This is a genomic window from Amycolatopsis balhimycina FH 1894, from assembly GCF_000384295.1.
In the GTDB taxonomy this organism is placed as follows: domain Bacteria; phylum Actinomycetota; class Actinomycetes; order Mycobacteriales; family Pseudonocardiaceae; genus Amycolatopsis; species Amycolatopsis balhimycina.
In genome coordinates, this window is record NZ_KB913037.1 from 6,938,415 (window position 1) to 6,962,902 (window position 24,488).

General features: G+C 70.8%; 23 protein-coding genes. 14 read left to right on the top strand and 9 right to left on the bottom strand.

The window, feature by feature from the left end:
- Positions 1-24 precede the first annotated feature (24 nt).
- Positions 25-3,648 (bottom strand): S8 family serine peptidase, encoded by a 3,624-nt coding sequence (locus A3CE_RS55505; RefSeq protein ID WP_020644156.1) that lies wholly within the window; start codon positions 3,646-3,648, stop codon positions 25-27.
- Between the two features lie 139 nt (positions 3,649-3,787).
- Between A3CE_RS55505 and A3CE_RS0131845 the strand changes: the two genes are divergently transcribed.
- Positions 3,788-4,279 (top strand): SigE family RNA polymerase sigma factor, encoded by a 492-nt coding sequence (locus tag A3CE_RS0131845; protein ID WP_020644157.1) that lies wholly within the window; start codon positions 3,788-3,790, stop codon positions 4,277-4,279.
- Between the two features lie 10 nt (positions 4,280-4,289).
- A complete protein-coding gene (locus A3CE_RS0131850; RefSeq protein WP_020644158.1) occupies positions 4,290-5,162 on the top strand; it encodes a hypothetical protein in 873 nt (290 codons plus the stop codon).
- Here the strand turns inward: A3CE_RS0131850 and A3CE_RS0131855 are convergent.
- Positions 5,153-5,686, bottom strand: coding sequence for a TetR/AcrR family transcriptional regulator (locus tag A3CE_RS0131855; protein WP_020644159.1), 534 nt, complete (start codon positions 5,684-5,686; stop codon positions 5,153-5,155). The two genes, A3CE_RS0131850 and A3CE_RS0131855, sit on opposite strands and share 10 nt — an antisense overlap.
- 90 nt (positions 5,687-5,776) lie before the next feature.
- Between A3CE_RS0131855 and A3CE_RS0131860 the strand changes: the two genes are divergently transcribed.
- The 3 genes from A3CE_RS0131860 (at position 5,777) to A3CE_RS59380 (ending at position 7,329) form a co-directional block, all read left to right on the top strand.
- Positions 5,777-6,235, top strand: a complete 459-nt coding sequence (locus tag A3CE_RS0131860; protein WP_020644160.1) for a nuclear transport factor 2 family protein — start codon at positions 5,777-5,779, stop codon at positions 6,233-6,235.
- 56 nt (positions 6,236-6,291) lie between these two features.
- Positions 6,292-7,071 (top strand): class I SAM-dependent methyltransferase, encoded by a 780-nt coding sequence (locus tag A3CE_RS0131865; protein WP_020644161.1) that lies wholly within the window; start codon positions 6,292-6,294, stop codon positions 7,069-7,071.
- Between the two features lie 129 nt (positions 7,072-7,200).
- The gene (locus A3CE_RS59380; RefSeq protein WP_020644162.1) at positions 7,201-7,329 is read left to right on the top strand and encodes a hypothetical protein; all 129 of its coding nucleotides are present in this window, start codon (positions 7,201-7,203) and stop codon (positions 7,327-7,329) included.
- 12 nt (positions 7,330-7,341) lie between these two features.
- Here A3CE_RS59380 and A3CE_RS0131875 read toward each other — a convergent pair whose 3' ends face one another.
- The 4 genes from A3CE_RS0131875 to A3CE_RS0131890 form a co-directional block, all read right to left on the bottom strand.
- Positions 7,342-8,619, bottom strand: a complete 1,278-nt coding sequence (locus tag A3CE_RS0131875; RefSeq protein ID WP_020644163.1) for a glycosyltransferase family 4 protein — start codon at positions 8,617-8,619, stop codon at positions 7,342-7,344.
- A 181-nt stretch (positions 8,620-8,800) separates the two neighbouring features.
- The gene (locus A3CE_RS0131880; RefSeq protein ID WP_020644164.1) at positions 8,801-9,289 is read right to left on the bottom strand and encodes a glutathione peroxidase; all 489 of its coding nucleotides are present in this window, start codon (positions 9,287-9,289) and stop codon (positions 8,801-8,803) included.
- A 16-nt stretch (positions 9,290-9,305) separates the two neighbouring features.
- A complete protein-coding gene (locus A3CE_RS0131885) occupies positions 9,306-10,817 on the bottom strand; it encodes a 1,4-alpha-glucan branching protein domain-containing protein (RefSeq protein WP_020644165.1) in 1,512 nt (503 codons plus the stop codon).
- Positions 10,814-11,587, bottom strand: coding sequence for a class I SAM-dependent methyltransferase (locus tag A3CE_RS0131890; RefSeq protein ID WP_020644166.1), 774 nt, complete (start codon positions 11,585-11,587; stop codon positions 10,814-10,816). The genes A3CE_RS0131885 and A3CE_RS0131890 overlap by 4 nt, the downstream gene beginning before the upstream one ends.
- A gap of 53 nt (positions 11,588-11,640) precedes the next feature.
- Here A3CE_RS0131890 and A3CE_RS0131895 point away from each other — a divergent pair, with 53 nt between their 5' ends.
- A complete protein-coding gene (locus A3CE_RS0131895; protein WP_020644167.1) occupies positions 11,641-12,066 on the top strand; it encodes a hypothetical protein in 426 nt (141 codons plus the stop codon).
- Here A3CE_RS0131895 and A3CE_RS0131900 read toward each other — a convergent pair.
- On the bottom strand, positions 12,044-12,889 hold the full coding sequence (locus A3CE_RS0131900) for a DegV family protein (RefSeq protein WP_020644168.1): 846 nt from the start codon (positions 12,887-12,889) through the stop codon (positions 12,044-12,046). The genes A3CE_RS0131895 and A3CE_RS0131900 overlap by 23 nt on opposite strands.
- Positions 12,890-13,133: 244 nt before the next feature.
- Between A3CE_RS0131900 and A3CE_RS0131905 the strand changes: the two genes are divergently transcribed.
- From A3CE_RS0131905 to A3CE_RS0131920, 4 genes are all read left to right on the top strand, one after another.
- Complete coding sequence (locus A3CE_RS0131905; protein WP_020644169.1) at positions 13,134-13,919, top strand: electron transfer flavoprotein subunit beta/FixA family protein; 786 nt, start codon at positions 13,134-13,136, stop codon at positions 13,917-13,919.
- Between the two features lie 30 nt (positions 13,920-13,949).
- Entirely contained in the window at positions 13,950-14,909 is a 960-nt protein-coding gene (locus A3CE_RS0131910) for an electron transfer flavoprotein subunit alpha/FixB family protein (RefSeq protein ID WP_020644170.1), read from the top strand.
- A 160-nt stretch (positions 14,910-15,069) separates the two neighbouring features.
- Positions 15,070-15,852 carry a GNAT family N-acetyltransferase gene (locus A3CE_RS0131915; protein ID WP_020644171.1) on the top strand — a complete coding sequence of 261 codons (783 nt, stop codon included), beginning with the start codon at positions 15,070-15,072 and terminating at the stop codon, positions 15,850-15,852.
- Positions 15,849-16,733 (top strand): lysophospholipid acyltransferase family protein, encoded by an 885-nt coding sequence (locus A3CE_RS0131920; protein WP_020644172.1) that lies wholly within the window; start codon positions 15,849-15,851, stop codon positions 16,731-16,733. Before A3CE_RS0131915 ends, A3CE_RS0131920 begins: the two co-directional genes overlap by 4 nt.
- A gap of 308 nt (positions 16,734-17,041) precedes the next feature.
- On the opposite strand, the gene A3CE_RS0131925 is transcribed toward A3CE_RS0131920, so the two are convergent.
- Positions 17,042-17,944, bottom strand: coding sequence for an NADP-dependent oxidoreductase (locus A3CE_RS0131925; protein WP_020644173.1), 903 nt, complete (start codon positions 17,942-17,944; stop codon positions 17,042-17,044).
- Positions 17,945-18,100: 156 nt separating this feature from the next.
- On the opposite strand from A3CE_RS0131925, the gene A3CE_RS59385 reads away from it, so the two are divergent.
- The 4 genes from A3CE_RS59385 (at position 18,101) to mnmA (ending at position 23,152) form a co-directional block, all read left to right on the top strand.
- A complete protein-coding gene (locus A3CE_RS59385; RefSeq protein ID WP_020644174.1) occupies positions 18,101-19,384 on the top strand; it encodes a helix-turn-helix transcriptional regulator in 1,284 nt (427 codons plus the stop codon).
- A gap of 43 nt (positions 19,385-19,427) precedes the next feature.
- Positions 19,428-20,795, top strand: a complete 1,368-nt coding sequence (locus A3CE_RS0131935) for an MFS transporter (protein ID WP_026469077.1) — start codon at positions 19,428-19,430, stop codon at positions 20,793-20,795.
- Positions 20,796-20,859: 64 nt separating this feature from the next.
- Positions 20,860-22,056 carry a cysteine desulfurase family protein gene (locus tag A3CE_RS0131940; protein ID WP_020644176.1) on the top strand — a complete coding sequence of 399 codons (1,197 nt, stop codon included), beginning with the start codon at positions 20,860-20,862 and terminating at the stop codon, positions 22,054-22,056.
- Positions 22,057-22,060: 4 nt separating this feature from the next.
- Positions 22,061-23,152: a tRNA 2-thiouridine(34) synthase MnmA gene (gene mnmA / locus A3CE_RS0131945; protein WP_020644177.1), complete on the top strand. Its 1,092-nt coding sequence runs from the start codon at positions 22,061-22,063 to the stop codon at positions 23,150-23,152.
- A 7-nt stretch (positions 23,153-23,159) separates the two neighbouring features.
- On the opposite strand, the gene A3CE_RS0131950 is transcribed toward mnmA, so the two are convergent.
- The gene (locus A3CE_RS0131950; protein ID WP_020644178.1) at positions 23,160-24,359 is read right to left on the bottom strand and encodes a DUF222 domain-containing protein; all 1,200 of its coding nucleotides are present in this window, start codon (positions 24,357-24,359) and stop codon (positions 23,160-23,162) included.
- Between the last annotated feature and the right edge of the window lie 129 nt (positions 24,360-24,488).

The following is a 24,488-nucleotide window of genomic DNA, read 5'->3' on the forward strand; positions in this document are numbered from 1 at the left end:
TCACCGGACCGGTTCATTTCCGCGTCAGGAGATCGCGTAGGCCCGGATCACCGTCTGCCGCACGGTGTTCCCGTCGTTGTCCGACGCGCTCGCCCGCAGCGAGACGAAACCGCTCGCCGGGTTCCGCACCACGACGGTCCAGTGATCGCCGGTCCGCAGAACTGGCGCGGGCTGCCAGGTGTGCCCGTCGTCCGTGGACGTCTCGACGGCGAGCTTGCTGCCGACCCCACCGCCTTGGCGCTCCACGTAGGCCGGGAACGTCAGGACGCAGTTGCCGGGCGCGCGGTTGCGGAGGTCGACCGCCGGGTCGAACCGGGCGGTGAGCAGCGGCAGGGCCTTGCCGTCCGCGGCGGCCGACGAGCGGAAGCCCCACTCCGCCGACACGTCCGTCCACAGTGGCCACCAGTCGGCGTGCCGGTGGACGTCCGCGGTGAGCCGGTACGCGCCGTCGGCGTCCGGCACCGGGATCGAGGCCCGGCCCGGCTCGTCCGGTGACACGGGAATCGCGACGCCGTCCTTCGAGAGACTCATCGAACCGGTGTCCCCGGCGGCCGGCTCGGCCGTGCGCGGCCGTCCGGCGGCGTCGCCGAACAGCGGCAGCCACATGTCGAAGACGCCGTCCTTGCGCCACGCCCACGGTCGCGGCTGCTCGCCGGTGTGGGTCACGGTCAGCCCGCGCAACGACGGCCCGGCCACGGCCTTGTTCCACGCGAGCTGGTACTTGCGGCCCGCGGCGAGGTCGAGCCGCTCCGTCAGCTCCCCGAAGTGACTGGCGGTCCACATCGTCTCCCACCGGCCGGGGGAGTAGTACTCGGTGCGTTCCTGCTGGTCGGCGACGAGTTCGGTGTAGCCGTAGCCGACCATCCGGCCGAAGAACTCGCGCCCGGCGACGTAACGGATGGTCGAGGGGACGTTGTCGTGGTAGGCGGTGCGCACCTCGGCGAGGTCACGCGTCTTCGGCCGCTGCACGCGGGCCGCCGTCACCGCCCGCTCGACGCCGTCGCCGAGTTCGTAGCGGAAATTCGGCGATGGACGGCTGACCACCGTCGCCGAAGCGCCGCCCTTCTTCGCCAGCTCCGCCAGGCGCTGTCCGGTCACCGACACCCCGCTCGAGATCGTCGGCATGGTCAGCGTCGGGATACCGCCGCCGAGCACCGTGGCCGCGGCCGCGTCGCCCGAGACGGAGACCAGGCCGAGCTTCGCCCCGGCGTGCTCGACGTTCGCGAGCCGCTGATAGGCCTCGATGACCGACGTGTCCACCGGCAGCTGGATGACCACCAGCTTGCCCTGGGCGTCGATCCTGGCCAGGTCCTCCGGGGTGCCGGCCCCACCGGACACCACCGGCAGCGTGCTGCTGCCGGCCGGCGCGGTCGACTCCAGCCACATGCCCCGGATCGCGAACGGCTTCCCGTCGTCCGCGGTCAGTTCCAGGTCCGGTTCGGTGGCCCGGCGCTCCTGGCTGAAGGCGAAGGTGGCCGACGAGGTCCCCGGCACCGTCGCGGCGAAGGCCTCGTGGAAGCGCGGGTCGAGGTCCGTGCTGTCCGCGAAGACGCAGGCGCAGGCGGTGACCCGGTTGAGCAGGTCGACTCGGTACGTGCCGCCGCGCGCCGCGGGGTTGTCCGGCTCGAGCGACATCGGCTTGCCGTCGCGCGCGTCGAGAGTCTGCGTGACGTCGTGGTCGAGCGCCAGTTCCGGCAGGCTGATGAAGCTGTACGACGGCTCCTGACCAGGCCGCGGCGTCTCGATGATGCTGTGCACGGCGTACCGGCCGCGCGGCAGCCGGTAGGTGCCCGGCCCGGCGTTGGTCAACGAGCCGGTGTCGAGGTCGATGATCGCCACCGGCGGGTAGCCGGTCGGCGCCCACGGCTTGCCGTCGCGGTCGAGCAGGCCGATGGTCAGGTCGTACATCTCCCCCTCCTGCCGGACCGACAGCGCGGTCCGGGTGCTGACGCCGCCGTCCCCGCGGGCGGTGAGGATGCCGGAGTGGGTGCCCGGAGCACCGTCCTGGGCGGCGAACGTGAGTTCCACGGGGGTGCTGCCGCCCGCGGGCACCGTCACGGTCGTCGGAAAAGTGACCAGGCCGCCGAGGTCGGTGGAGAGCGCCAGCGTGACCGGTGTGGGGCCGGAGTTGTACCAGGTGACCGTGGCCTTCTTGGTCAGCCCGTGGTTGGGCCAGGGGAGGTACGCCGACGCTCCGCCGGTGGCGGTGACCGGCGTGGTCGTCGCGCGGGCTACGTCGACGCGGCCGGTCCCGACGGCGGCCGGTCCGGCGTCGATGGGCGTCGCGCTGCTGGTCAGGGCCGCCTTGAGCCGCTCCGCCGGCCAGTCGGCGTGCTGCTGGGCCAGGATCGCGGCCGAGCCCGCGACGTGCGGCGTCGCCATCGACGTGCCGTTCAGGGTCTGGTAGCCGTCGCCGACGGGTTCGCCCTCCGGCGGGATCCCGGCCGGGCGCGCCGCGGTGATCGACTCGCCGGGAGCCGCGATGTCCGGCTTGGCGGCGCCGTCGCCGGGGCGGGGGCCGCGGCTGGAGAACGGGCTCAGGACGTCCTTCTTGGACACGCTGGCCACGGCGAGCGCTGCGTCGGCCGCCGCCGGGCTCTCGACGGTTTCGTCCTGGCCGGAGTTGCCCGCGGCGATGACGAACAGCGTCCCGTGGTCGCGGGTCAGGGTGTTCACGGCCTCGGACACCGGATCGGTCCCGTCCGACGGGCTGCTGCCGAGGCTCATGTTCACGACGCGGGCGTGCGCCTCGGTCGCGGCCCACTGCATGCCGGCCAGGACCGAGTCGAACGTGCCGTGGCCGGAGTCGTCGAGGACCTTGCCGACGGCCAGGGTCGCGTCGGGCGCCACACCCCGGTACTTCCCGCCTGACGCCGCGCCGGAGCCGGCGATCGTCGAGGCGACGTGCGTGCCGTGCCCGGCGCCGTCCTCGACGCTGCCCTTGCCGGTGAAGTCCTTGCTGGGGCCCACGCGGCCGGCGAAGTCCGGGTGGGCGGTGGCGATGCCGGTGTCGAGCACCGCGACGGTCACGCCGCGGCCGGTCAGGCCCGCCTGCCACGCCGCGGGGGCGCCGATCTGCGGCACGCTCTGGTCGAGGCTCGCGTTCACCTTCGCGTTGAGCCACACCTTCGCGGTGCCGGCCGCGAGCGTGGCGGGTTCCGTGGTGAGCCGGTTCCAGAACGCCGCGGCGCCGGATTTGGGCTCGTCGAGCGCGGTGTAGCCGAGCGCGGCCGGCCGGGCGGCCACGCCGGTCCGGGCGGCGACCGCTGAGCCCGCCTGGCGGACCAGCAGCGGCACGTGCGGTGTGCGGGCGTCGTCGTAGCCCTGGCGCAGCAGGCCGGTGACGTTGAACAGCTGCTCGTCGAGCCGTCCGGCGCGGACCAGCCCGGCGGCGTCGCCGGGGAGGACGTAATGGTCGCCGCGCCGGACGTACTGCTGGAACGGCACGGGGCGGTCCCGGCGGGCGGGCAGCACCCGGACATCGGTGCCGCCGACCAGCACCTGGTCGCCGGTGACCAGCGTGATCCGGCTCGGCGTCCCCGCTGGTCCGCCCGCCGGTCCGCCCGCCGGGGCGGCCGCCGCGCCGGGTGCGGTGAGCACGCCCGCGGCCAAGGTCACCGCGATGACCGCGGTGATCGGTTTCCTCATGGAATGGTTCCTCCCTGTCTGTCCCCCGGTTCGTGGAACGGGCTCCGAGCGGCGGCGGGTTGCCCGGATTTCGATCTCCGGGCAACCCCCGCGCCCGCCAGCCCCGTTCGACAGGTGTGGGGGCGACGAGGAGGAACTGGTGAAACGGTCGGAAGAGGCGGGGTACCGCGACTACGTCACGGCCCGGATGGAGGTCATGCGCCGCACGGCCTACCTCCTGTGCCGGGACTGGCATCTCGCCGACGACCTCGTGTCGATCACGATCGGCAAGCTCTACCGGCACTGGTCGCGGGCCCGGCAGGTGGAGCACCTCGACGCCTACGTCCGCCGGATCCTCGTGCGGACTTGGCTGGACGAGAAGGCCAGGGCGTGGCGGCGGGAGGAGCCGGCGGAGACGCTGCCGGAGCCGTCGGTGCTGCCCACCGACGACGTCGTGGAACGGCTCGGCCTGCTGGAGCTGCTCGACGCGCTGCCGCCGCGGCGCCGGGCCGCGGTGGTGCTGCGCTACTACTGCGACCTGTCCATCGAGGAGACCGCCGAGATCCTCGAGTGTTCGCCCGGAACCGTGAAGAGCCAGACCGCGCGCGGGCTCGACTCGCTACGCGCGCTCGTCGCCGCGAGCCAGAGCTGATGGAGGGAAAATGAGCAGGGAACAGTTCGACGCGGCGATCGGCGTCGTGCCACCGTCCACAGTGGACGTCGAGGAGGTCCTGGACCGCGAACGCCGCCGGGCGCGGGTGCGCCGCGTCGTGAACCCGTGGACCGCCGCGGGCGCGAGCGTCGCGGCGGTGGCCGCCGGCGCGGTGCTCGTCCTCGCCCCGGGCGGTCCCGCGCCGAGCGTGGTGCAGCCGGGAGCGGCGCCGACGGGAGCGGCGCCGCCGCCCCCGTCGTCCGATGCGTGCAGGCTCGCCCCGCGGCCGACCACGGCACCGCTCCGCGAGAAAGCGAACGTGGTGGCGGACCGGCTGACGACGGTGCTCACCGACGCCGTCCGGCAGCGCGTCGCCGCGGGCACGACGCTGGGCGTCCACACGCTGGGGCAGTACCCGAAGGGCACCCAGCACGGGCCGCTGTCCTTCTTCCACGTCTTTTCCGCGCTGGTGCCGCAGGACGGCGGCGTGTGCAGCGGCGGCGAGGACTACTTCATGGCCGCGGCCTCGACCACGGAAAAGGCGCACAAGGGCAACGTCTGGGCCGTCGTCACCCGGCTCGGCGGCAACGCCTCCCCGGCGACCGAGTGCGGCCCGGCACCCGCGGACACGCAGGGCTCGTGCCACCGCCGGACCGGACCGCACGGCGAGACGATCGTCGAGGAAACGTTCACCATGGCGAGCGGGCCCACGGTCAGCCGGGTGAACGTCGCCAAGCCCGACGGCACCGGCGTCATCGTCGAGGCCCAGAACACCGCCAGGGACGCGAATCTGGGTGACGCGCCGGACATGCCGTCGCCGCCACTGAGCCTCGGCCAGCTGGCGGAGGTCGCGCTCGATCCGGGGCTGACGCTCTACCCCTGAGCGGCCAGCAGGACCTTCGCTGCTTCGCGGGCCGTGTCCGCTTCGCCGGGGTCGCCGGTGATCGCGGCGAGCACGGTGGCGCCTTCCATCAGGGAGAACAGCTGGTCGGCGAGGTTTTGGCCGGGAACGAGACCACGCAGGTAGGCCCGGACCTCGTCCTTGTGCTTGCGGATCGCGATGGCGATCCCCGGCGCGGGCTCGCCGAACTCACCGAAGGAGTTGACGAACGCGCAGCCGCGGAAGCCCGGCTCGGCGAACCAGCTCCTCAGCCAGTCGAACACGGCGAGCGGGTCGTCGCCGCGGGCGTGGACGAATTCGCGCAACGACCCGCGCCAACGCTCGTCCCGGCGCAGGAGGTAGGCCTCGACCAGGTCGTTCTTCGCCGGGAAGCACTGGTAGAGCCGCTTGAGCGAGACGCCGGAACGTTCGCGGACGGCGTCCATCCCGACCGCTTGCACGCCGTGGGCGTAGAAGAGGTCTTCGGCGGCCTCCAGCAGCCGGCTGGTCGCCTCGGTGGAATTCATGTCACCTGCCCTGGCGCTGAGAATGATCGTTCTCTAGTCTAGCGGCATCAGCTGAGAACGCACGTTCTCGGCGTCCGGAAGGAGCCCGTCATGACCCCGCGCCCGCCGTTCCCGCCGTTCGACGAAGACACCGCCCGGCAGAAGGTCCAGGCCGCGGAAGACGCGTGGAACACGCGCGACCCAGAGCGCGTCGCGCTCGCGTACACCGAGGATTCGGTGTGGCGGAACCGCGACCGCCACGTCGTCGGGCGCGCGCAGATCGTCGAGTTCCTCACCGAGAAATGGGCGCGTGAGCTGGACTACGCCTTGCGCAAGGAACTATGGGGCTTTCGCGGCAACCGCATCGGCGTCCGGTTCCAGTACGAGTCCCGGACCGCCGGCGGGCAATGGTTCCGCAGCTACGGCAACGAACTGTGGGAGTTCAGCGACGAAGGCCTGATGCGCCGGCGTGAGGCGAGCATCAACGACGTCCCGATCGACGAAGCCGACCGCCGGATCTTCGGCCCGCGCCCGGAGCCGGAACACGGCGTCCTGCTGCCGATCTTCTGAGTCCGCTCTCCGCGGAACCACACCCGGCCGCTGCGTGCCGTGGGCAGGCTCGGGGCATGACGGCATCGGCGTTCGGCGGCGAAGTGAGCGAGTACTACCAGAAGTTCCGGCGCGGCTACCCGCCCGAAGTGGCCGAAGAACTGACCAGGGCCTTCGCACTGACCCGCGACGACGTCGTGCTCGACCTCGGGTGCGGCACCGGCCAGCTCACGCGGGTGCTCGCGCCCCGCGCCGGAGCGGTGCTCGGCATGGATCCGGAACCGGCGATGCTCGCTCAAGCCCGTCTCGCGACCGACGAGCCGAATGTCCGCTGGCTGCTCGGCGCGGACACCGGCGTCGGCGCGCTGGCCGCGGTCTTGGGGCCCGGCCGGCTGGCCGCGGTGACGGTGGCGCAGGCGTTGCACTGGATGGACCACGAGCGGCTGTTCGCGGCGGTCCGCCCGCTGCTGCGTCTCGGCGGCGGTGTCGCGGTGGTGACCAACGGCGAGCCGCTGTGGCTGCAGAGCAGTGCGTGGTCGGCCGCGCTGCGGGAGGTCCTCGCCGCTTATCTCGGCACCCCGGTGCACCGGACCTGCGGCACGGACGAGGCGAGCCAGAAGCGGTACGCGGACGCCCTGGCCGTCGCCGGCTACGCCGTGGACGCGCGAGTCGTCGAGTACTCCGCGCCGCTGACCGTCGAGGAAATCGTCGGTGGCGTTTTTTCGGCGATGAGCCCGGACCGGCTGCCCGCGCCGGAGGCGAGGCCGGCGTTCACCGAGCGCGTCCGGGACGCGGTGGCCCCGCACGGACCGCTGCGCGAGCGGGTCCGGGTCCGCCTCCTGACCGGAACCCGGTGAACCGGACGAACCGATCACGGAAGGCGAATACGTACCGGCCCCTGCTGTTCCGCTTATTGTTTCCCCGGGAGGCGGCGCGGATGCTCGCTGCGAGGCGCCGATCGCGCCGCCGTTCCCCGAGGAGTCCCCATGACCAGCAGGTTGAGAGCTGCCGTCGCCACCTTCTTCGTCGTGTTTTCGCTAGCGTTCGCCGTGGACGGAATCACGACCACGACCGTCCCGGCCGGTCCGGACTGCGTCCGGCCCTGCCACTTCTGAGCGAGCGTCCGCCTACACTTCCGGGATTTCGGCCGGGACCGGTTCGAAGGCGTTGCCGGTGGCGATCTTGGGCCGGGGCAGTTCGACCGGCTCGCCCGGCTTCGTCCGCCGATAGACCGCGGCGGTCGCTTCGGCGATCCGGCCCCAGTCGAAGTCCGCGGCCAGCCGGGACTGCGCGGCCCGCGCCCGCTCGGCCGCGGCGTCCGCGTCGGAGAGCACCGTCGTCACGGCGTCGGCCAGCGCGGCGACATCGCCGGGGCTGAATGCCAGGCCTGTCTCGCCGTGCACCACGACCTCGCCGAGCCCACCGGCCGTCGACGCCACGAGGGGCGCCTTCGCCGCGGCGGCCTCCAGCGCGACGATCCCGAACGGCTCGTACCGGCTGGGCAGCACCACGGCGTCGGCCGCGGCCAGCGCCGCCCGCAGATCGCGATCGGACAGGTGCCCGACGAAGTCGACGGCGCGCCGCACCCGCAGCTTCCGCGACTGCTCGACGAGCTCGTCGAAGTGTCGTCCTTTTCCGGCGACGACCACGCGCGTGCCGGGATGACGGCGCCGGATGCGGGGGAGCGCGGCCAGCAGGTCCTGCACGCCCTTCTCCCACTCGAGTCGTCCGAAATAGAGCAACAGCGGAGCCCCGGCCGGGCTGTAGACCTCGCGGGCGTGCGCGATCTCCGCGGCCGGCACCTGCCAGCCGCGTTCCTCGATGCCGTTGTGGATCACGGTGACGTCGTCGGCCTCGACCTCGAAGAGGTGCGCGACCTCCCGGCGCATGGCCTGCGAGCAGGTGATCAGCGCGTCGGCGCGGTTCGCCAGCCACCACTCGACCGAGTGAACCTGCTGGTTCAGCGGGTGCGACAGCCAGCCGGAGTGCCGCCCTGCCTCGGTCGCGTGGATCGTGCCGATCAGCGGCACCCGGGCGGCCTCGGCGATCGCGATGGCCGGATGCGCGACGAGCCAGTCGTGCGCGTGGACGACGTCGGGCTGCCAGGTGCGCAGCAGGTCCTGCGCGGCGCGGATCATGGCGTGCCCCATGGCCAGTGTCCAGGCGACAAGGTCGCGTTCGAAGGTCACGTGCATCGGGTCCTCGGCGACCCGGATGATCCGCACGCCCTCGACGACGCGGTCGGTGCGCGGGTGCGTCCCGGCGTCGGTGCCCGCGGCGTGCCGGCAGAGCACCACGACCTCGTGGCCCTGTCGGGACAGGTGGGTGGCGAGCGCGTGCACGTGCCGGGCCAGGCCGCCGATGGCCACTGGCGGGTACTCCCAGGACAGCATCAGCACACGCATGCGCAGAGGTTACTCGCGAGTCGGAAAAGGTCGACGGGCCCGTGGTGGCCCACCACGGACATCCTGGCTGAATGTGATGCTGATCACCAGGCGGTCGTCAGTGGCTGTCGACGGAACCGCGCCGGGGCGGTCCGAGCCGCCCCGGCAATCGGTCTCTCCGCGGGCGAATCGCAGGTCCCGGTCAGGACGGCAGCGCGGCTTCGATGGCCTTGACGACCATCTCGTCCTCCGGCTCGGTGCGCGGCCGGAACCGCGCCAGGACCTCGCCGTCGGCGCCGACGAGGAACTTCTCGAAGTTCCACTGGACGTCGCCCGCGGCGCCGTCGGCGTCGGCCGTCTTGGTCAGCTCCGCGTAGAGCGGGTGCCGGTCTTCGCCGTTGACGTCGATCTTCTGAAACAGCGGGAACGTGACGCCGTAGGTCGTCGAGCAGAACGTCTGGATCTCCTCCGCGCTGCCCGGTTCCTGCCCGGCGAACTGGTTACACGGAAATCCGACGACGGAGAAGCCCTGGCCGCCGAAGCGTTCCTGCAGCCGCTCGAGGCCGGAATACTGCGGGGTCAGGCCGCATTTCGACGCGACATTGACCACGAGCAGCGCCTGGCCGGCCAGCGACCCCAGCGAGCTGTCCTGCCCGTCGAGCGTCTTGACCGGGATTTCGTGGATCCCCATGAGGATGTGTCCCCTTTCAGTCGTGCTTCAGCGCCCGGGCGTCGAGGTGCCCGAACGGTCCGTCGTCGGCGCGGTAGGCGGCGGCGAGCTCTTCGGCTCGCGCGCGGTCGCCACGGCGCAGCAGCCCGGCCAGCGCGTCGAACCGCTCGGTGTGCACCTGGGCGCGGCGCCGCGCGTAGTCCGCGGCGGAGTCCTTCGTGACCATAAACGCCCAGTCGCTCTCCAGCGCCAGCATCGCTTCGGCCACGGCCTGGTCGGCAACGGTGTCCCGGGCCGTGGTGTCCAATCCGGCGACGAGGCCGAGGAGCCGCTCCTGCAACGCCGCGTTGGCGTCGACCATGTCCTTGACCTGCTCGCCGTCCCAAACACGCCAGTCCTTGCCGGAGCCCCACGACGACGAAGGCAGATCGATCGGCTCGCCGACGTGGCCGGCTTCCATCGCGCCCTTCAACGTCGTGACCCGCACTCCGGCTTCGGGCAGCGCGCGCAGCACGCCTTCCAGCCAGGCCGGTCCTTCGTGCCACCAGTGCCCGAACAGTTCCGTGTCGTAAGCGGCGACCACGAGCGCCTCGCGGCCGTGTTGCGCCTTCAACGAACGCAACCGCGTCACGACAGTCTCGACGAAGTCCTTGACGTGCAGCCCCAGCACGTCCGCGGCGAGCGCCGGGTCGTAGGGCGCCTTGTCCTGCGGCTCGACCGTCTTGCCGGTGACCCGCGACGCCTTGAGCCCCACCTCGTGCGCCCAGGTGTGGAAGTCGCGGTAGGCGGCGTGGCCGGGATAGCCGGCCTTCGGGGACCACACCCGGTAGGTGACCTCGAGATCCCGGCCGAAGGCGAGGACGTCGGTGCCGCCGACCGGCCGCGCGGCCCAGGTCGCCCCGCGCAGCGAAGGGCCGTCGACCAGGAACCGCCGCACGCCGGCGGCCGCGTAGTCGTTTTCCATGCCAGGCGCGTAGCCGCATTCCGGTGCCCAGATCCCCTCGGGCCGTGACCCGAGCCGCAGGGCTGTGTCGGCGAGCCCCGCGTTCAGCGCGAACTCGCGCACCCGCGGGTCGAGCAGCGGCTGGAACGGGTGCGCCAGCGGGCCACTGAGCAGCTCGATCGTCGATTTGTCGACCAACGACCGCAGGATGGGGGCGAAGCCGTGCCGCCACCGGGTGCCGAGTTCTTCGGCCGCGCGGACCGCGGTCCGGTGTTCGGCCGCGGCGAGCTCACGCAGGATCGGGTCACCGCGCCACAGCGTCGACGCGTGCTGGGCGCGCAGCTGCCAGTGGCCGAGCCAGTCGTGGAAGGCGCGGATGCTGTACGGGTCGTCGAGCTGCGCGGCGAGCACCGGCGTCACGCCGAGCGTCAGCACGTCACGGCGGCCTTCGGCGGCGAACCGTTCGAGGAGGTCGACCATCGGCAGGTAGGAATGCGCCCACGCCTGGTAGAGCCATTCCTCGCCGACCGGCCAGCTGCCGTGGTGCGGCAGCCACGGCAGGTGGCTGTGCAGGACGGCGCAGAACGTCCCCTCGTAGTCCGTCATCGGCGCACCGCCACGGCGACCAGGTCGAGGCTCGCGTCGATGTCGTCGCCGTGGATCTCGAACCCCGTGGCCTCGATCGCGGCGACGTCGGCGAGCAGCGCCGCCGGCCAGACGGCCTGCCCGGGCAGCTCACCCATGACGACGTCGAGCTGGGCGTCGATGATCGAACCGCCGTACCGCTCGTCGAGGGCACGCACGGCGTCGCCGTGGCGCAGCCCGTGCAAGGTCTCGACGCCGAAGCCGGCGTTGGTGAGCAGCTCCGCCAGCTCCGACGGCGCCAGCTCCCGGGTGTGGAACGGGTTCAGCGGCGTGTCGCTGTCCGGGGTGAAGGTCAGCCGGTTCGGCGTCGTGACCAAAAGCCGGCCACCCGGCTTCAGCACCCGGTGGCACTCCGCCAGGAAGCCGTCCTGATCCCACAAATGCTCGATGACCTGGAAGTTGGCCACGACGTCGACCACGCCGTCCCGCACCGGGAGGAACGCGAGGTTCGCTCGCGCGACGTCGATTTCGGGGTAGCGGCGGGCGACGTGCTCGGTGGTCAGGACGTCGTAGTCCAGCGCGAGCACCCGGTGGGCCGTGGTGGCCAGGAGCCCGGCTCCGTAGCCCTCGCCGCAGCCGGCCTCGAGCACTGTCGCGTCTGCGCAGTGGGGGAGCAGGGCGACGTACGCGGCTTCGTGACGACGGAACCAATAGTTCTCCTCGGCGATGCCGGGGACGGTTCGTTCGCCGGTCAGGTGCAGCGCCTCGGCCCGGGTGGCTGGGGTGGTCACCTCCGCGACCCTAGCGGGTGTCACGCCCGGCCCCGCCGTCTCGTTCCGTGGTCATGCAACGGACCATCACCCGCGTACTGCTCGTCGTCTTCGGCTTGGTCGAGGCCGTGGTCGGAATTTGGCCACTGGTGTCGCCCACCGGGTTCTACCAGGACTTTCCCGGCTTCCGCGCGGGCTGGGTGTCGATGGACGGCGCGTTCAACGAGCACCTTCTGCGCGACTTCGGCGGCCTCAACCTGGGGCTCGCGGCCCTGCTGATCGGAGCCGCCGTGATCGGCACCACAGCGGTCGCGCGGCTCGCCGCCGTCTCGGCACTGCTGTTCGGCGTGCCGCACTTCGGCTACCACCTCGGCCACGTCTCGCACTTCGAGCGGATCGACCAGATCCTCATCGTCGCGTCGACCGGGCTCGGAGTAGTGCTGCCGCTGGCGCTCCTGCTGCTTCCCGGACGGCGGGTCAGCCCACCGGCGATACCGTGATGCCGAGCGAACCGGGCCCGAGGTGCGCACCGATGACCGTGCTCGCTTCGACGACCATGCTCTCGGCCATGGCGGGCACCCGGCGTTCGATCTGCCTGCCGATCTCGAGGTCGTGGTCGCTGGCGCCGAACCGGGTGACGGCGATGTCGGCGCGGAAACCGCCGGACTTCTTCACCGCGAGGTCCACCATCTTGGCCAGCGCCCGCCGCGTGCCGGGGACGCGGGCCAGCGGCGCGACCTCGCCGTCCTTGACCGTGAGCAGCGGCTTGATCGAAAACGCGCTGCCGAGCATCGCCTGCGCGGCGCCGATCCGGCCGCCCCGGCGGAGGTACTCCAGCGTGTCGACGTAGATGAACTCGGTGCTCGTGGTGCACCGGCGTTCGGCGGCTTCGATGACGCGCCCGGCGTCCGCGCCGGCCGCGGCCGCGCGTGCCGCGGACACCGCGGCGAAGCCCAGGCTCATCCCGGTGGTGCGGCTGTCCAGGATGTGCACCGGGATGCGGACCTGCTGGGCGGCCTCCCGCGCCGCCCGGACGGTGTCGGACATGCGGCCGGAGATGTGGATGCTGACGATGGCGGTCGCGCCCGAGGCCGCCGCTTCCTGGTAGGTCCAGAAGAACGCCCCCGGGTCCGGGGGCGCGGTGGTGATCGTCTGCCCCGCTCTCATCGCGTCGATCACCTCGCCGCGGTCGAACCGGTTTTCGTCGTCGAAGTGGCTGCCCAGGTTCAGCTGGATCTGGACGACCCCGATGGCCCAGCGGGCGGCGACGGGGCCGGGAAGGCAGGAGCTCGAGTCGGTGATGACGGCGATGCGCGCGGGCATGGTGCCGGAGGCTAACCCTTATCGACCTACCGGTAGTAGGCCGTGGTTGGTCCGATCGGACGAACGGTGTTTCGGGTGAGGTAACCGGTCAACTACTGGGACGATCGTTCCGGTAAATTGCTCATCCAGGTGAATGGCGTCACCTCGACGGGTCCTGCGCCCCGATTGGCCCTAATCTACCGGCCAGTAGAGCACTGTCCCGTGGTCGTCCGCGGGCCACGAACCGGGAGGTCGAAGCAGACCCATGACCAACATCGTCGTCCTGGTCAAGCAGGTACCGGACACCTACTCGGAGCGGAAGCTCAACGGGTCCGACCACACCCTTGACCGCGAATCCGCCGACGCCGTGCTCGACGAGATCAACGAGAAGGCCGTCGAAGAGGCGCTGAAGATCAAGGAAGCCGGCGAGGGCGAGGTCACCGTGATCTCGGTCGGCCCGGACCGCGCGACCGACGCCATCCGCAAGGCCCTGTCCATGGGCGCCGACAAGGCCATCCACGTGTCCGACGCGGCACTGCACGGCTCCGACGCGATCGCCACCGCCAAGGTGCTCGCCGCCGCGATCTCGAAGGTCGAAGGCTTCGACCTGATCATCGCCGGCAACGAGTCCTCCGACGGCCGCGGCGGCGCCATCCCGGCGATCCTCGCCGAACTGCTCGGACTGCCGCAGGTCACCTACGCGCGCGAGGTCACGGTCGAGGGCACGACCATCAAGGCCGTCCGCGAGACCGAGGACGGCCTCACCCGTCTCGAGGCGACCCTGCCCGCGGTGGTGAGCGTCGGCGAGAAGATCAACGAGCCGCGCTACCCGTCGTTCAAGGGCATCATGGCCGCGAAGAAGAAGCCGGTCGAGACGTTCACCATCGCCGACCTGGGCATCGACGCGGGCGAGGTCGGCCTCGCCAACGCGTGGTCGACCGTGACCGAATCCTCGCCCAAGCCGCCGCGCACCGCCGGCGAGAAGGTCGAAGACGAGGGCGACGGCGGCACCAAGGTCGCCGAGTACCTGGTCGGCCAGAAGCTCATCTGACAACGGCTCTTCGAGGAGGAAGTTAGAACCATGGCTGAAGTACTCGTCCTCGTCGACCACGTCGACGGTGAGGTCAAGAAGGTCACGCTCGAGCTGCTGACCGCCGCCCGCGCGCTCGGTGAGCCGTCGGCCGTCGTCGTCGGCCCGACCGGCACCGCCGCCAAGGCGAAGCAGGCGCTGGCCTCGCACGGCGCCGCCAAGGTGTATGTCGCGGAAGGCGACGACGCCGCGAACTACCTGGTCACGCCCAAGGTCGACGTGCTCGCCGCGCTGGCGCAGCAGGCGTCCCCGGCCGCCGTCCTGGTCACCGCCAGCGGCGAGGGCAAGGAGGTGGCGGCCCGCCTGGCCGTGCGCCTGGGCTCCGGCCTGATCTACGACGCCGTGGGCGTCAACAGCGACGGCATCATCGACCAGTCCATCTTCGGTGGCGCGTTCTCGGTCAAGTCCAAGTCCGCGAAGGGCGCGCCGGTCGTCTCCATCCGCCCGGGCGCGGTCGAGGCCGAGCCTGCCGAGGGCGCGGCGGCCGAGGAGACCGTCGAGCTCCCCGCCGTCGACGCGGCGAAGGCGACGCGCATCACCGGCGTCGAGCCGGTCACCGGCGGTGACCGTCCCGAGCTGACCGAGGCCTCGATCGTGGTCTCCGGTGGCCGCGGCGTGGGTTCGGCGGAGAAGTTCGACGTCGTCGAGAAGCTGGCCGACTCGCTCGGCGCGGCCGTCGGCGCCTCGCGCGCCGCCGTCGACTCCGGCTACTACCCGGCGCAGTTCCAGGTGGGCCAGACCGGCAAGACCGTGTCGCCGCAGCTGTACATCGCGCTCGGCATCTCCGGGGCGATCCAGCACCGCGCCGGCATGCAGACGTCGAAGACGATCATCGCCGTCAACAAGGACGCGGAGGCGCCGATCTTCGAGATCGCCGACTTCGGCATCGTCGGCGACCTGTTCAACGTCGCGCCGCAGCTGACCGAAGCGGTCGCGAAGCGCAAGGGCTGATTCCCAGCCTTCAGAAGGGCCTTCCGGGACCTCCCGGAAGGCCCTTCGTGCGTTCTCCGGACCTGAGAGGAGCCTGAGAACCCGCAATTAACTGAACGTGCACTAATCGGTCATCGGATGGCACTCTCCGCGGCTTCCTCCGCGCAGGTAAACCTTGACCATGACGACGTCACAGCTCCTCGTCAGCACTGATCAGGCGGGTGCCGAGCTCGCCGCGGACGCTCCCCGGTACTCCCTTCTCGTCGCCCACGCGAACGAAGAAGTGGTCGCCGCGCAAAAACTGCGTCACCGGGTTTTCGCCGAGGAGATGGGCGCGCGGCTGCACTCGCCGATCGCCGGTCTCGACGTCGACGAGTTCGACGAGTTCTGCGATCACCTGGTGGTCCGCGACGACAACACCGGCGACATCGTCGGCTGCTACCGGATGCTGCCACCGGAGCGCGCCGCCCAGGCCGGGAAGCTGTACGCCGACAGCGAATTCGACCTGAGCGCTTTGGATGGGCTCCGGCCGTCCCTGGTCGAAACCGGCCGGTCGTGCGTGCACCCGGACCACCGCAGCGGCGCTGTCGTCAGCCTGGTCTGGGCCGGTATCGCCCGCTACATGCTGCTCTCCGGCCACCGCTACCTCGCCGGCTGCGCCTCCGTCCCCCTGGTGGAAGGCGGCTCCTTCGCCGCCGGTGTGTGGGACGTCCTGCGCACCAAGCACTATTCGGACGAGGCCACCCGCGTCTCGCCCCTGATCCCCTGGGAGTCGTCCGGCATCGAGCGTCCGGCACGGGCCACCTTGCCGCCGCTGATCAAGGGCTATGTCCGGCTCGGCGCCAAGGCCTACGGGCCGCCGGCGCTCGACGCCGACTTCGGCGTCGCGGACTTCTTCGTCGTGCTGGACCTGCACAACGTCGACGAGCGGTACCTGAGGTTCTTCCTCGGGGTCCAGCTATGAGCCACGCCTGGATGCCGTCCTCGCCGTGCGGCGACGGCTGCCTCACCGCCGACGACCCGGTTGTCGGCCTCCCACGCAGGATCCTGCGTTTCACAGCGGCGGTCTTCGCCGTTCTCGCGGCGCTGCTGTCGACGCCGTTGCTGCTGGTGACGCCGGGCCGGGAGCGGCTGCTCCGGCTGATCTTCCGCGGCGCCCTGCGCGCGTTCGGCGTCCGGCTGGACATCCGGGGTGGCGCCGATTTCCTGACCGCCCCGGCCGGCCGTGGTGCCCTGGTGGTCAACAACCACATCTCGTGGCTGGACATCGTGGCGATCAACGCGCTCCGCCCGATGCGCGCGCTGGCCAAGAAGGAGATCGCGGGCTGGCCGGTGCTGGGCGGCCTGGTCCGCCGCGGCGGCAGCATCTTCCTGGACCGGGAGCGTCTGACGACGCTGCCCGCCACGATGGCCGAGCTGGCTGCGGCGCTGCGCACGGGTTCGCTGGTGAGCGTGACGCCGGAGGGCACCACGTGGTGCGGCTTGGCGTCTGGCCGCTTCACGACGGCGACGTTCCAGGCGGCCATCGACGGCGGCGTCCCCGTACGCCCGATCGCACTGAGGTATCGCCTCGCCGACGGCCGCGAGACCAGCCGTCCGGCGTTCATCGGCCCGGAGTCGTTGATCGCTTCGCTGCGCCGGGTCGCGGCTTTGCGCGGCCTGGTGCTGGAGATCCACGTCTGCCCGGAGATCGCCCCGGGCCGCGCGGAGAACCGCCGCGAACTGGCTGCCCTCGCCGAAGCGGCCGTCCACTCCGCACTGGGCACGGTGCAGATCCCGGTCCAGCAACGACGCCGGGCCCCACGAGGGCAGAAGGCGCCACTGGCTTCGCCTCCCGCGAAGTGATCCGGGCCCTGTCGCCGCGATCCGGCGACAGGCCCGGGTTGACTTCGGCTTGCTCTCCGGGCGGGGGGTCGGGTCCCGTTCAGCCGAGGCCTTGCCGAACGTCTACCGAGCGAGTCGAGCTGTTCGACGTGGTCACGACGTGTTCGGGCAGCTGCCCGCCCGAGAGCGTTCGGTGCCGGTCAGCCCTTCGAGGAGCCACCAAGACCGCTCGGCCTCAGATCAACCAGCCGAAGAAAGTGCACGCAACCCGCTGCGCTCGCCCAGACTGAACGGCGCAGCGGCCCGCGTCCCGCGGACATCCGCGACGCTCAGCCGACGGCGATCGTCAGCTTCCCGCCGGGGTGCCCACCCTCGCTTTCGACCTGCGCCGCGGCCGCCTCGGCGAGCGGATAGCTCCTGCCCTGCGCGACGCGGACCCCGCGCTCGGTGACCCAGCCGGCGATTTCGGTCAGCACTTCGCGCGTCTGCTCACCCATGCTGGTGAACGGGATGCCCAGCTCGAAAGCGGCGCCGTCGGCGATGGTGATGATCCGGTCCTTCGTGCCCCGCAGCTCGACCGACGCCGGCAGCACACCGCGGCCGGCGGCGTCGAAAACGGCGTCGACCGGCCCGGACACGACCTCGCGGACGCGCTCCAGCCAGCCGTCGCCGTAGAGCACGGGAACGACGCCCAGCGACTTCAGGTCGTTGAGGCTCCGGCTCCCGCCGGTGCCGATGACGGTCAGGCCCCGCGCGACGGCGAGTTGAGCGGCGAACCGGCCCACGGTGCCGCTGGCGCCGTGGATCAGCAGCGTTTCGCCCTCGCGGACACCGAGTAGTCCGAGAGCGCGAAGCGCCGTCTCTCCGGCGACCGGCACCGCCGCCGCGTCCGCCCAGGAAAGGGCCGCCGGCTTCGGCGCGACCGTCTTCGCCAACGCGTACTCGGCGTAGGCGCCGGTTTCGGACCAGCCGAACACGTCGTCGCCCACGGCGAAGTCCGCGCCCTCACCGACGGCGTCGACGACCCCGGCGACCTCCAGACCGGGGATTTGCTGGAAGGGGGCCTGGAGGTTCTGCTGCATGGCGCCGCTGCGGATCTTCCAGTCGATCGGGTTCACCCCGGCGACCCGGACGCTCAGCCGCACCTGCCCGGGGCCGGGCTCCGGGACCGGCACCTCGGACAGCTGCAGGACGTCCGGTCCGCCGTAAGCGGAGAAGGTGATCGCTCGCATGATTTCTCTGCGCTCCTTCGTGGGGGACTTGCATGGTCGAATGTCCTCCCCGGCGAGTCAACTCGCCCGGCGGCCCCGCCGAACCGCCCGGACGAGCAGTGTTCACTAGCCGGACGAGCAGGCCGCCGGATCGTGGACCCGCCTACGTTGGACGCCATGGACGCTTCCTGGTCGGATCCGCGACACGTGCTGGACGTCGTCGAGCGGACGCTGTCGGCGCCGCGGCCCCAGCTGCTCAGCCGGTTCTCCGCCGAGCTGGGAAAGCTGATCCCGCACCGCGCTGCCGCGATGCAGACAGGGGACTGCCCCCGCAGCCCGCTCAAGGTCGTCGGGGACGAGGCGATCGCCCGCGCCGTGACGAGCATCGAGCTCCAGCACCTGGGCGACCGCAGCGAGCCGGGCAAGGCTCTGGTGGTGGACGGCGTGCTCGGCGGCGTCGAGCGCCGTCTCGTCCTGCTGGCGTCGGCGCCGGTCGTCGGCAGGGGCGCCGTGCTCGCGGTGGTGCCCGAGGACGCGGAGCCGCCGTCGGCCGAGCTGGAGCTGGCCGCTCAGCTGTGGCACATCCTCAGCACGGACGCCGGCCGGCGCGCGACGGACCCGAGCCCGGACATCCTGGCCGGGAGCCTCGCCGCGGCTTCGGCGCGAGCCCAGGTGATCACCGACCTCGGCCAGGCTCACGCGACGACCCTGGCCACGATCCTGGCTGTGCTGCGCTCCGGACGGCTCTCCGACGTCGGCGCCCGCCGTACCGCGGTCGACCTCGCCGCCGGCGCGCTGCTCGACCTCAAAGGTGTCGTCGACCGCGACCACGCCGTGTCCTCAGAACAGGCGGAGGCGGCCTTCGCAGTACTCAAGACCCAGCTCGCGGACCTGGTACGGCACACCGAGGTCGACGTCGACCTCGTCGACCCGGTCGGCGACGCGTCCCTGCCGCAGGACATCGCGCACACCGCGCGGACCCTGACTCGCGGCCTCGTGCTCGCCGCCGTGGGCCGTCCGGCGACCACGCGACTGCGGGCCTCCTGGCGGCTGGACGGATCGGTCCTGCGGATCACGGTCCGCGACGACAGCCCCGAGGTCGCCGACGCGATCCCGGCCAGAGGCCTGACCGACCGGCTCACGACGCTCGGCGGCCACTGGGAGGTCGACGCGGTCCCCGGCTGGGGCACGACGATCACCGCCGTCCTCCCGCTCGGCGTGGCCGAACCGCCGGAGCTGCGTCCTCTCGACCGGCTCAACCCGCGCGAGCTCGAGGTCCTGTCAGGCATCGCCCAAGGCCTGCGCAACCGGCAGATCGCCGAACATCTGCAGCTCAGCGAGCATACGGTCAAGTTCCACGTCCGCAACATCCTGGACAAGCTGGACGTCAGCTCATGCGGCGAGGCCGCCGCGCTGGTCCGCGACCTGCCACTCGAGCCGGTGGCGCGCCGCTCGGCCTGACCAGCTTGACCTCCACTGTGCTGGAGAGTGCAGGCTGCTGATCATGGCATCGACGATCGACTCGGCACCTCGTCGCCGAAGTGTGCTCTGGAGTCCGGAACACCGGCTGACCACGGTCGCGCTGCTGCTCGTGGTCACGTTGGTCGCGTTCGAGAACATGGGCGTCGCGACGGCGATGCCGACCCTGGTCGCCGACCTCCACGGACTGTCACTCTATTCGTGGCCGTTCACGATCTTTCTGATTTCGAGTGTGGTCGCGACGGTGCTGTCCGGCCGGATCGGCGACCGCCGCGGCCCTGCGCCGGCATTGCTCACGGGACCAGCGCTGTTCGCGGCTGGTCTGATCGTCGCCGGGACGGCGGGTGGAATGCCGGTCTTCCTCTTCGGCCGCGCACTGCAGGGCTTCGGCTCCGGGCTGCTCCTGGTTTCGGTCTCGCTCCTGATCGCACTGACGTTCACCGACCACGAACGCCCGGTGATCTACGCCGCGAACGCCGCCGCCTGGGTCCTGCCCGCGGTCATCGGGCCTTCGGTCGCCGGAGTCGTGACTGTCAGTGCCGGCTGGCGTTGGGTCTTCCTCGGCCTGGTCCCGCTGGTGGTGGTCGGCGTGATCATGCTGGTCGTGGTCGTCCGGCGCTTGCCGGCTCACACGCCAGCCACGGGCGGTCGCCGCGCGAGCGTCCCCCAAGCGATCATCGTCGCGCTGGGAGTCGCGGCATTGACCTGGGCGGCCCAGCACCAGTCGCTCCTGGCTCTCGGCTACGGCACGGTGGGGCTCGTGGCCCTGGGGTACGCCCTGCGGACGCTGCTGCCGGTCGGGACGTTGACCTCCCGCCCCGGCCTGCCGACGGTCGTAGCCGCTCGCGCCCTGATTGCCGGGGCTTACGCGGGGATGGAGGCGTACTTGCCTCTGACGATGAGCGCGGTCCACGGCTACAGCCCGGCTCTTGCCGGCCTGCCGCTGACGATCACGGCCTTGGGCTGGTCCGCGGCCTCGGCAGCGCAAGGCCGCTACCTCAGCTGGTCAAGGGAGGCATCCCTGCGCACCGGGTTCTGGCTGGTCGCGGTCGGTCTCGCCGGCTTCGGCCTGGTGTCGCAACCGTGGTTCCCCGGCTGGCCGGCGTTCGTGGCCTGCGCCATGGGCGGTGCCGGCATGGGCATCGCGATGCCCGCGATCTCCGTCCTGCTGCTCCGCTACTCGCCGGAAGGTGAGCGCGGGTTCAACACCTCGGCAATGCAGCTCGCGGACTGGGTGGGCTCAGCGCTGCTCATCGGCTTGGGCGGTGTCCTGCTCGGTGTGGTCGGTTCGGTTCTCGACCCCTCGCCGGCGATGGCCCTGCTCACGATGGCCTTGGTCGCGCTCGCGATGCTGGGCGTCCGGCTGACCGGACGATGGCCGTCAAAGGTGTGACAGCCCACTTCGAGGACCAGGGTGGGCTTCGTCACGCGCCGGAGCGGACTACCCTGAAGAGGCGATGACCTATCTCGACCACGCGGCGACCACTCCGATGTTGCCGGAAGCCATAGCGGCGATGACCGAGGCGCTGTCCACCGTGGGCAACGCCTCCGCCCTGCATTCTTCGGGCCGCCGGGCCCGGCGGATGGTCGAGGAAGCCCGCGAAACCATCGCTGAAGCTCTTGGCGCTCGTCCCTCCGAAGTGATCTTCACTGGCGGTGGCACCGAGAGTGACAATCTCGCGATCAAGGGCATCTACTGGGCCCGCCAGGAGGAGCAGGAGCAGCGTCGTCGCATTCTGTGCGGGGCCGCGGAGCACCACGCTGTGCTCGACACCGTCGAATGGCTCGAAGCTCACTGCGGTGCCGAGGTCGTTCTCCTCGACGTGGACGGTGCGGGGCGGGTCTCGCCTGAGGTCCTCCGTGCCGCCATCGCCGCGGATCCCGAAACCGTGGCGATGGCGACCGTGATGTGGGCGAACAACGAGGTCGGCACGATCAATCCGATCGCTGACCTCGCTGCGGTCTGTGCGGAGTTCGATGTCCCTTTCCACACCGACGCGGTTCAGGCTGTCGGTGCCATCCCGGTCGACTTCGCGGCCAGCGGCGCCGCTGCGCTCACCCTCACCGGACACAAGCTCGGCGGCCCATTCGGCGTGGGCGCACTTTTGCTGGGACGCGATGTGACCTGCGTGCCCCTTTTGCATGGCGGAGGTCAGGAACGCAACGTCCGTTCTGGCACCCTGGACGTCCCCGCGATCGTGGGTTTCGCGGCTGCTGTCAGAACCAGCGTCGCGGCCCGTGATGAATACGCGAAGCGCGTCGAGGATCTCCGCGATGGGCTGATCGAGGTTATCCAGCGCGAAGTACCCGACGCCGTTCTCAACGGCGGAGACGGCGAGCGGCTGCCCAGCCACGCCCACTTCACATTCCCCGGGTGTGCCGGCGACAGCCTACTGATGCTGCTTGACGCCAAGGGCATCGAGTGTTCGACCGGGTCCGCCTGCACGGCAGGTGTCGCCGAGCCGAGCCACGTACTGCTCGCCATGGGCGCCGACCCGGCAGCCGCCCGTGGCTCCCTTCGTTTCTCTCTCGGCCACACGTCCACCGCCGCGGACATTGCGGCAGTGGCTGCCGAGATCGGTGGCGTCGTCATGCGAGCCCGGCAGGCCGGACTCGCCGGAATGCGCAAGCAGACCCAGAAGCAAGAGGTGTGAGGCAATGCGGGTTTTGGCCGCGATGAGCGGAGGAGTCGACTCGGCGGTCGCCGCGGCACGTGCGGTCGACGCCGGGCACGATGTCGTCGGCGTGCATCTGGCGCTGTCGGCCAAACCGGGGACCTTGCGGACCGGCTCGCGCGGATGTTGCACGATCGAAGACTCCCACGACGCCCGGCGGGTCGCTGACATCCTCGGGATTCCTTTCTACATCTGGGATTTCGCCGAGCGCTTCACCGAAGAGGTCGTCGAGACCTTCGTCGGCGAGTACGCCGCCGGACGCACCCCTAATCCGTGCGTCACGTGCAACGAGAAGATCAAGTTCGAAGCACTTCTCGAAAAGGCGATGGCGCTCGGATTCGACGCCGTCGCGACAGGTCACTATGCGCGCCTCTCGGTGGTAGACGGTGTGCCTGAGCTGCGTCGCAGTGCGGACAGCGGCAAGGACCAGTCGTACGTCCTCGCCTCCCTCACGGCGGAGCAGCTCAGCCACGCCATGTTCCCCCTCGGCGACTCGTGGAAGACCGACGTGCGAGCCGAGGCGGAGCGGCGAGGCCTGTCCGTCGCCAACAAGCCGGACAGTCACGACATCTGCTTCATTCCTGACGGCGACACCAAAAAGTTCCTGGAGAACCGGCTGGGACAGCGTCCCGGCGAGCTCGTGGACGCCGAGACTGGTGCGGTCCTCGGACAGCACACCGGGGTGCACGGGTTCACGGTCGGTCAGCGCAAGGGCCTGGGGATCCACGCCCCGGCGCCGGACGGCCGTCCCCGGTACGTCTTGTCGCTCGAACCGGTGTCGGGCTCGGTAAAGGTCGGTTCCGCGTCCGGGCTCGGCGTCAAGGTGATCGATGCTGATCGCGCGATCTGGCCCAGCGGCCGGCCCCTGACCGAGCCGACCGAGTGCATCGTGCAGGTCAGGGCCCACGGCGGCATCGTCGATGCGGTCGCCGACGTGGACTCCGACACCATGACAGTGCACCTGCGTGAGCCGCTGCGGGGCGTCGCCCCGGGCCAGGTCGTCGTGCTCTATCGCCCGGATCCCGAAGCTGGGGACGTCGTCTTGGGCAGTGCGAAGATCTCCGGTACCCGCTGACCACCGGTCAATTTCGTGGCGTCTTGAGGATTCGGTTAGGCCGCCGGCGAGCCGGGTTCAGCGACGGTGGCGCTGTCGAATGCACCTGTCCGGCAGGCGTCGCGACGTTCACAGTGCCGTCTGAGGTGACCTCGTAGTCCCAGCCAGGCTGCCCCTTCAGCCTGCGGTGCCGCGAGCAGTAGGTGACCGGCTGATCTTCGGTTCCTTCGGCCGCGCCCTTCGTTCGAGTCGCTTCGATCCCGCAATTCTGTGCGGGCCGCGTGCAACCGGGTTGCCGGCACTCCTGGTCTCGGACCCGGATGAACTCGTCCGCCTTGAGCGGGTAGCGCGTCGGAGAAAGCTCGATCGCCTGGCCAGTGCGTGGGTCGGTGAGGACCCGTCGCAGCGTCGTGTCGGGTCCGCCGATGATGTGGCGGGCGACTGCGGCCGCGATGGGGCCGCGACCGGCCAGGGCTGCAGGGGATTCGTTGAGGTTGAGGTAGGTGGCCAGATCGATGTGCAGGAACACCTCGGTGCGTTCGTTCGGTCCACCCGTCCCGCTGAGCAGCAGATCCATGGCCACGTCCGCCCGGAGCTGGTCCAGTGTTCGCGGCTCGTCCGGCGTCTTCAACGCTCGAGCGGCCCGGTCGATGCGGGCGTAGGCGGCGGTCGCCTTCTCGGTGGGTGCGTTGTTAACCGACAAATGGGTCACGCCGGTGTCCTGGTGGTGCAAGGTGAATCGCCGCTCGACGAACTTTCGCTCAGTGCGGAGCGCGGCACCTTCCGGATCGACCTTCGCCGCTGCGTAAGCCGCGGCCCGGCGGACCTGGGTGGCGTTCCGGCCCGAAACCCGGTCCTCGAGCGCCGCATCGACGACGCTTACATGATCTCCTGACAGCCATGCCGTCGCATCCGTGACCTTCATGGCGCGATAGAGGTCGAGTCTGCCGTCGTCCATGAGATTGAGCATGCGCGGGAGACGCGCGATCAAGGCGTTGGCCGCGGAAACGATCGCGCTGGCACGGTGTTCCGTTATCGACAAGGCCAACGCTACTTCCGAAGACGCGCTGGGCGCCCGTCTCCGACGCACGCTCAGGTCGGCGATCGCTCTCAGCTGAAGGGCTTGCAGCTTGGAAATCTCGGCGTCGGTGTCGCGGATGAGATCGATGACCTGGTCGTCTTTCATGCGCTGCAACGTGTCCGGCTCGGCCCGGACCGATTGCAGCATGAATGGGAGGTTGTAGTCGGTGTCAGTTGCAGGGACAAGCTTGTGGGCTGGTTGTGAAGGTGCCATGAGTCCGACCGTACGGCGGCCCACGAGGAAAGTCACCGGGATTCGATGGAAAGGGTGGTAGAA

Excerpts from the sequence above, each read along its gene's own strand:
- A3CE_RS0131885 (WP_020644165.1), bottom strand. The coding sequence starts at position 10,817 with ATGACGGACTACGAGGGGACGTTCTGCGCCGTCCTGCACAGCCACCTG.
- A3CE_RS59385 (WP_020644174.1), top strand. The coding sequence starts at position 18,101 with ATGGACGCTTCCTGGTCGGATCCGCGACACGTGCTGGACGTCGTCGAG.
- A3CE_RS0131940 (WP_020644176.1), top strand. The coding sequence starts at position 20,860 with ATGACCTATCTCGACCACGCGGCGACCACTCCGATGTTGCCGGAAGCC.
- A3CE_RS0131910 (WP_020644170.1), top strand. The coding sequence starts at position 13,950 with ATGGCTGAAGTACTCGTCCTCGTCGACCACGTCGACGGTGAGGTCAAG.
- A3CE_RS0131850 (WP_020644158.1), top strand. The coding sequence starts at position 4,290 with ATGAGCAGGGAACAGTTCGACGCGGCGATCGGCGTCGTGCCACCGTCC.
- A3CE_RS0131855 (WP_020644159.1), bottom strand. The coding sequence starts at position 5,686 with ATGAATTCCACCGAGGCGACCAGCCGGCTGCTGGAGGCCGCCGAAGAC.
- A3CE_RS0131895 (WP_020644167.1), top strand. The coding sequence starts at position 11,641 with ATGCAACGGACCATCACCCGCGTACTGCTCGTCGTCTTCGGCTTGGTC.
- A3CE_RS55505 (WP_020644156.1), bottom strand. The coding sequence starts at position 3,648 with ATGAGGAAACCGATCACCGCGGTCATCGCGGTGACCTTGGCCGCGGGC.
- A3CE_RS0131925 (WP_020644173.1), bottom strand. The coding sequence starts at position 17,944 with ATGCGAGCGATCACCTTCTCCGCTTACGGCGGACCGGACGTCCTGCAG.
- A3CE_RS0131900 (WP_020644168.1), bottom strand. The coding sequence starts at position 12,889 with ATGCCCGCGCGCATCGCCGTCATCACCGACTCGAGCTCCTGCCTTCCC.
- A3CE_RS0131860 (WP_020644160.1), top strand. The coding sequence starts at position 5,777 with ATGACCCCGCGCCCGCCGTTCCCGCCGTTCGACGAAGACACCGCCCGG.
- A3CE_RS0131865 (WP_020644161.1), top strand. The coding sequence starts at position 6,292 with ATGACGGCATCGGCGTTCGGCGGCGAAGTGAGCGAGTACTACCAGAAG.
- A3CE_RS0131905 (WP_020644169.1), top strand. The coding sequence starts at position 13,134 with ATGACCAACATCGTCGTCCTGGTCAAGCAGGTACCGGACACCTACTCG.
- A3CE_RS0131950 (WP_020644178.1), bottom strand. The coding sequence starts at position 24,359 with ATGCTGCAATCGGTCCGGGCCGAGCCGGACACGTTGCAGCGCATGAAA.
- A3CE_RS0131875 (WP_020644163.1), bottom strand. The coding sequence starts at position 8,619 with ATGCGTGTGCTGATGCTGTCCTGGGAGTACCCGCCAGTGGCCATCGGC.
- A3CE_RS0131920 (WP_020644172.1), top strand. The coding sequence starts at position 15,849 with ATGAGCCACGCCTGGATGCCGTCCTCGCCGTGCGGCGACGGCTGCCTC.
- A3CE_RS0131915 (WP_020644171.1), top strand. The coding sequence starts at position 15,070 with ATGACGACGTCACAGCTCCTCGTCAGCACTGATCAGGCGGGTGCCGAG.
- mnmA (WP_020644177.1), top strand. The coding sequence starts at position 22,061 with ATGCGGGTTTTGGCCGCGATGAGCGGAGGAGTCGACTCGGCGGTCGCC.
- A3CE_RS0131935 (WP_026469077.1), top strand. The coding sequence starts at position 19,428 with ATGGCATCGACGATCGACTCGGCACCTCGTCGCCGAAGTGTGCTCTGG.
- A3CE_RS59380 (WP_020644162.1), top strand. The coding sequence starts at position 7,201 with ATGACCAGCAGGTTGAGAGCTGCCGTCGCCACCTTCTTCGTCGTGTTT.
- A3CE_RS0131880 (WP_020644164.1), bottom strand. The coding sequence starts at position 9,289 with ATGGGGATCCACGAAATCCCGGTCAAGACGCTCGACGGGCAGGACAGC.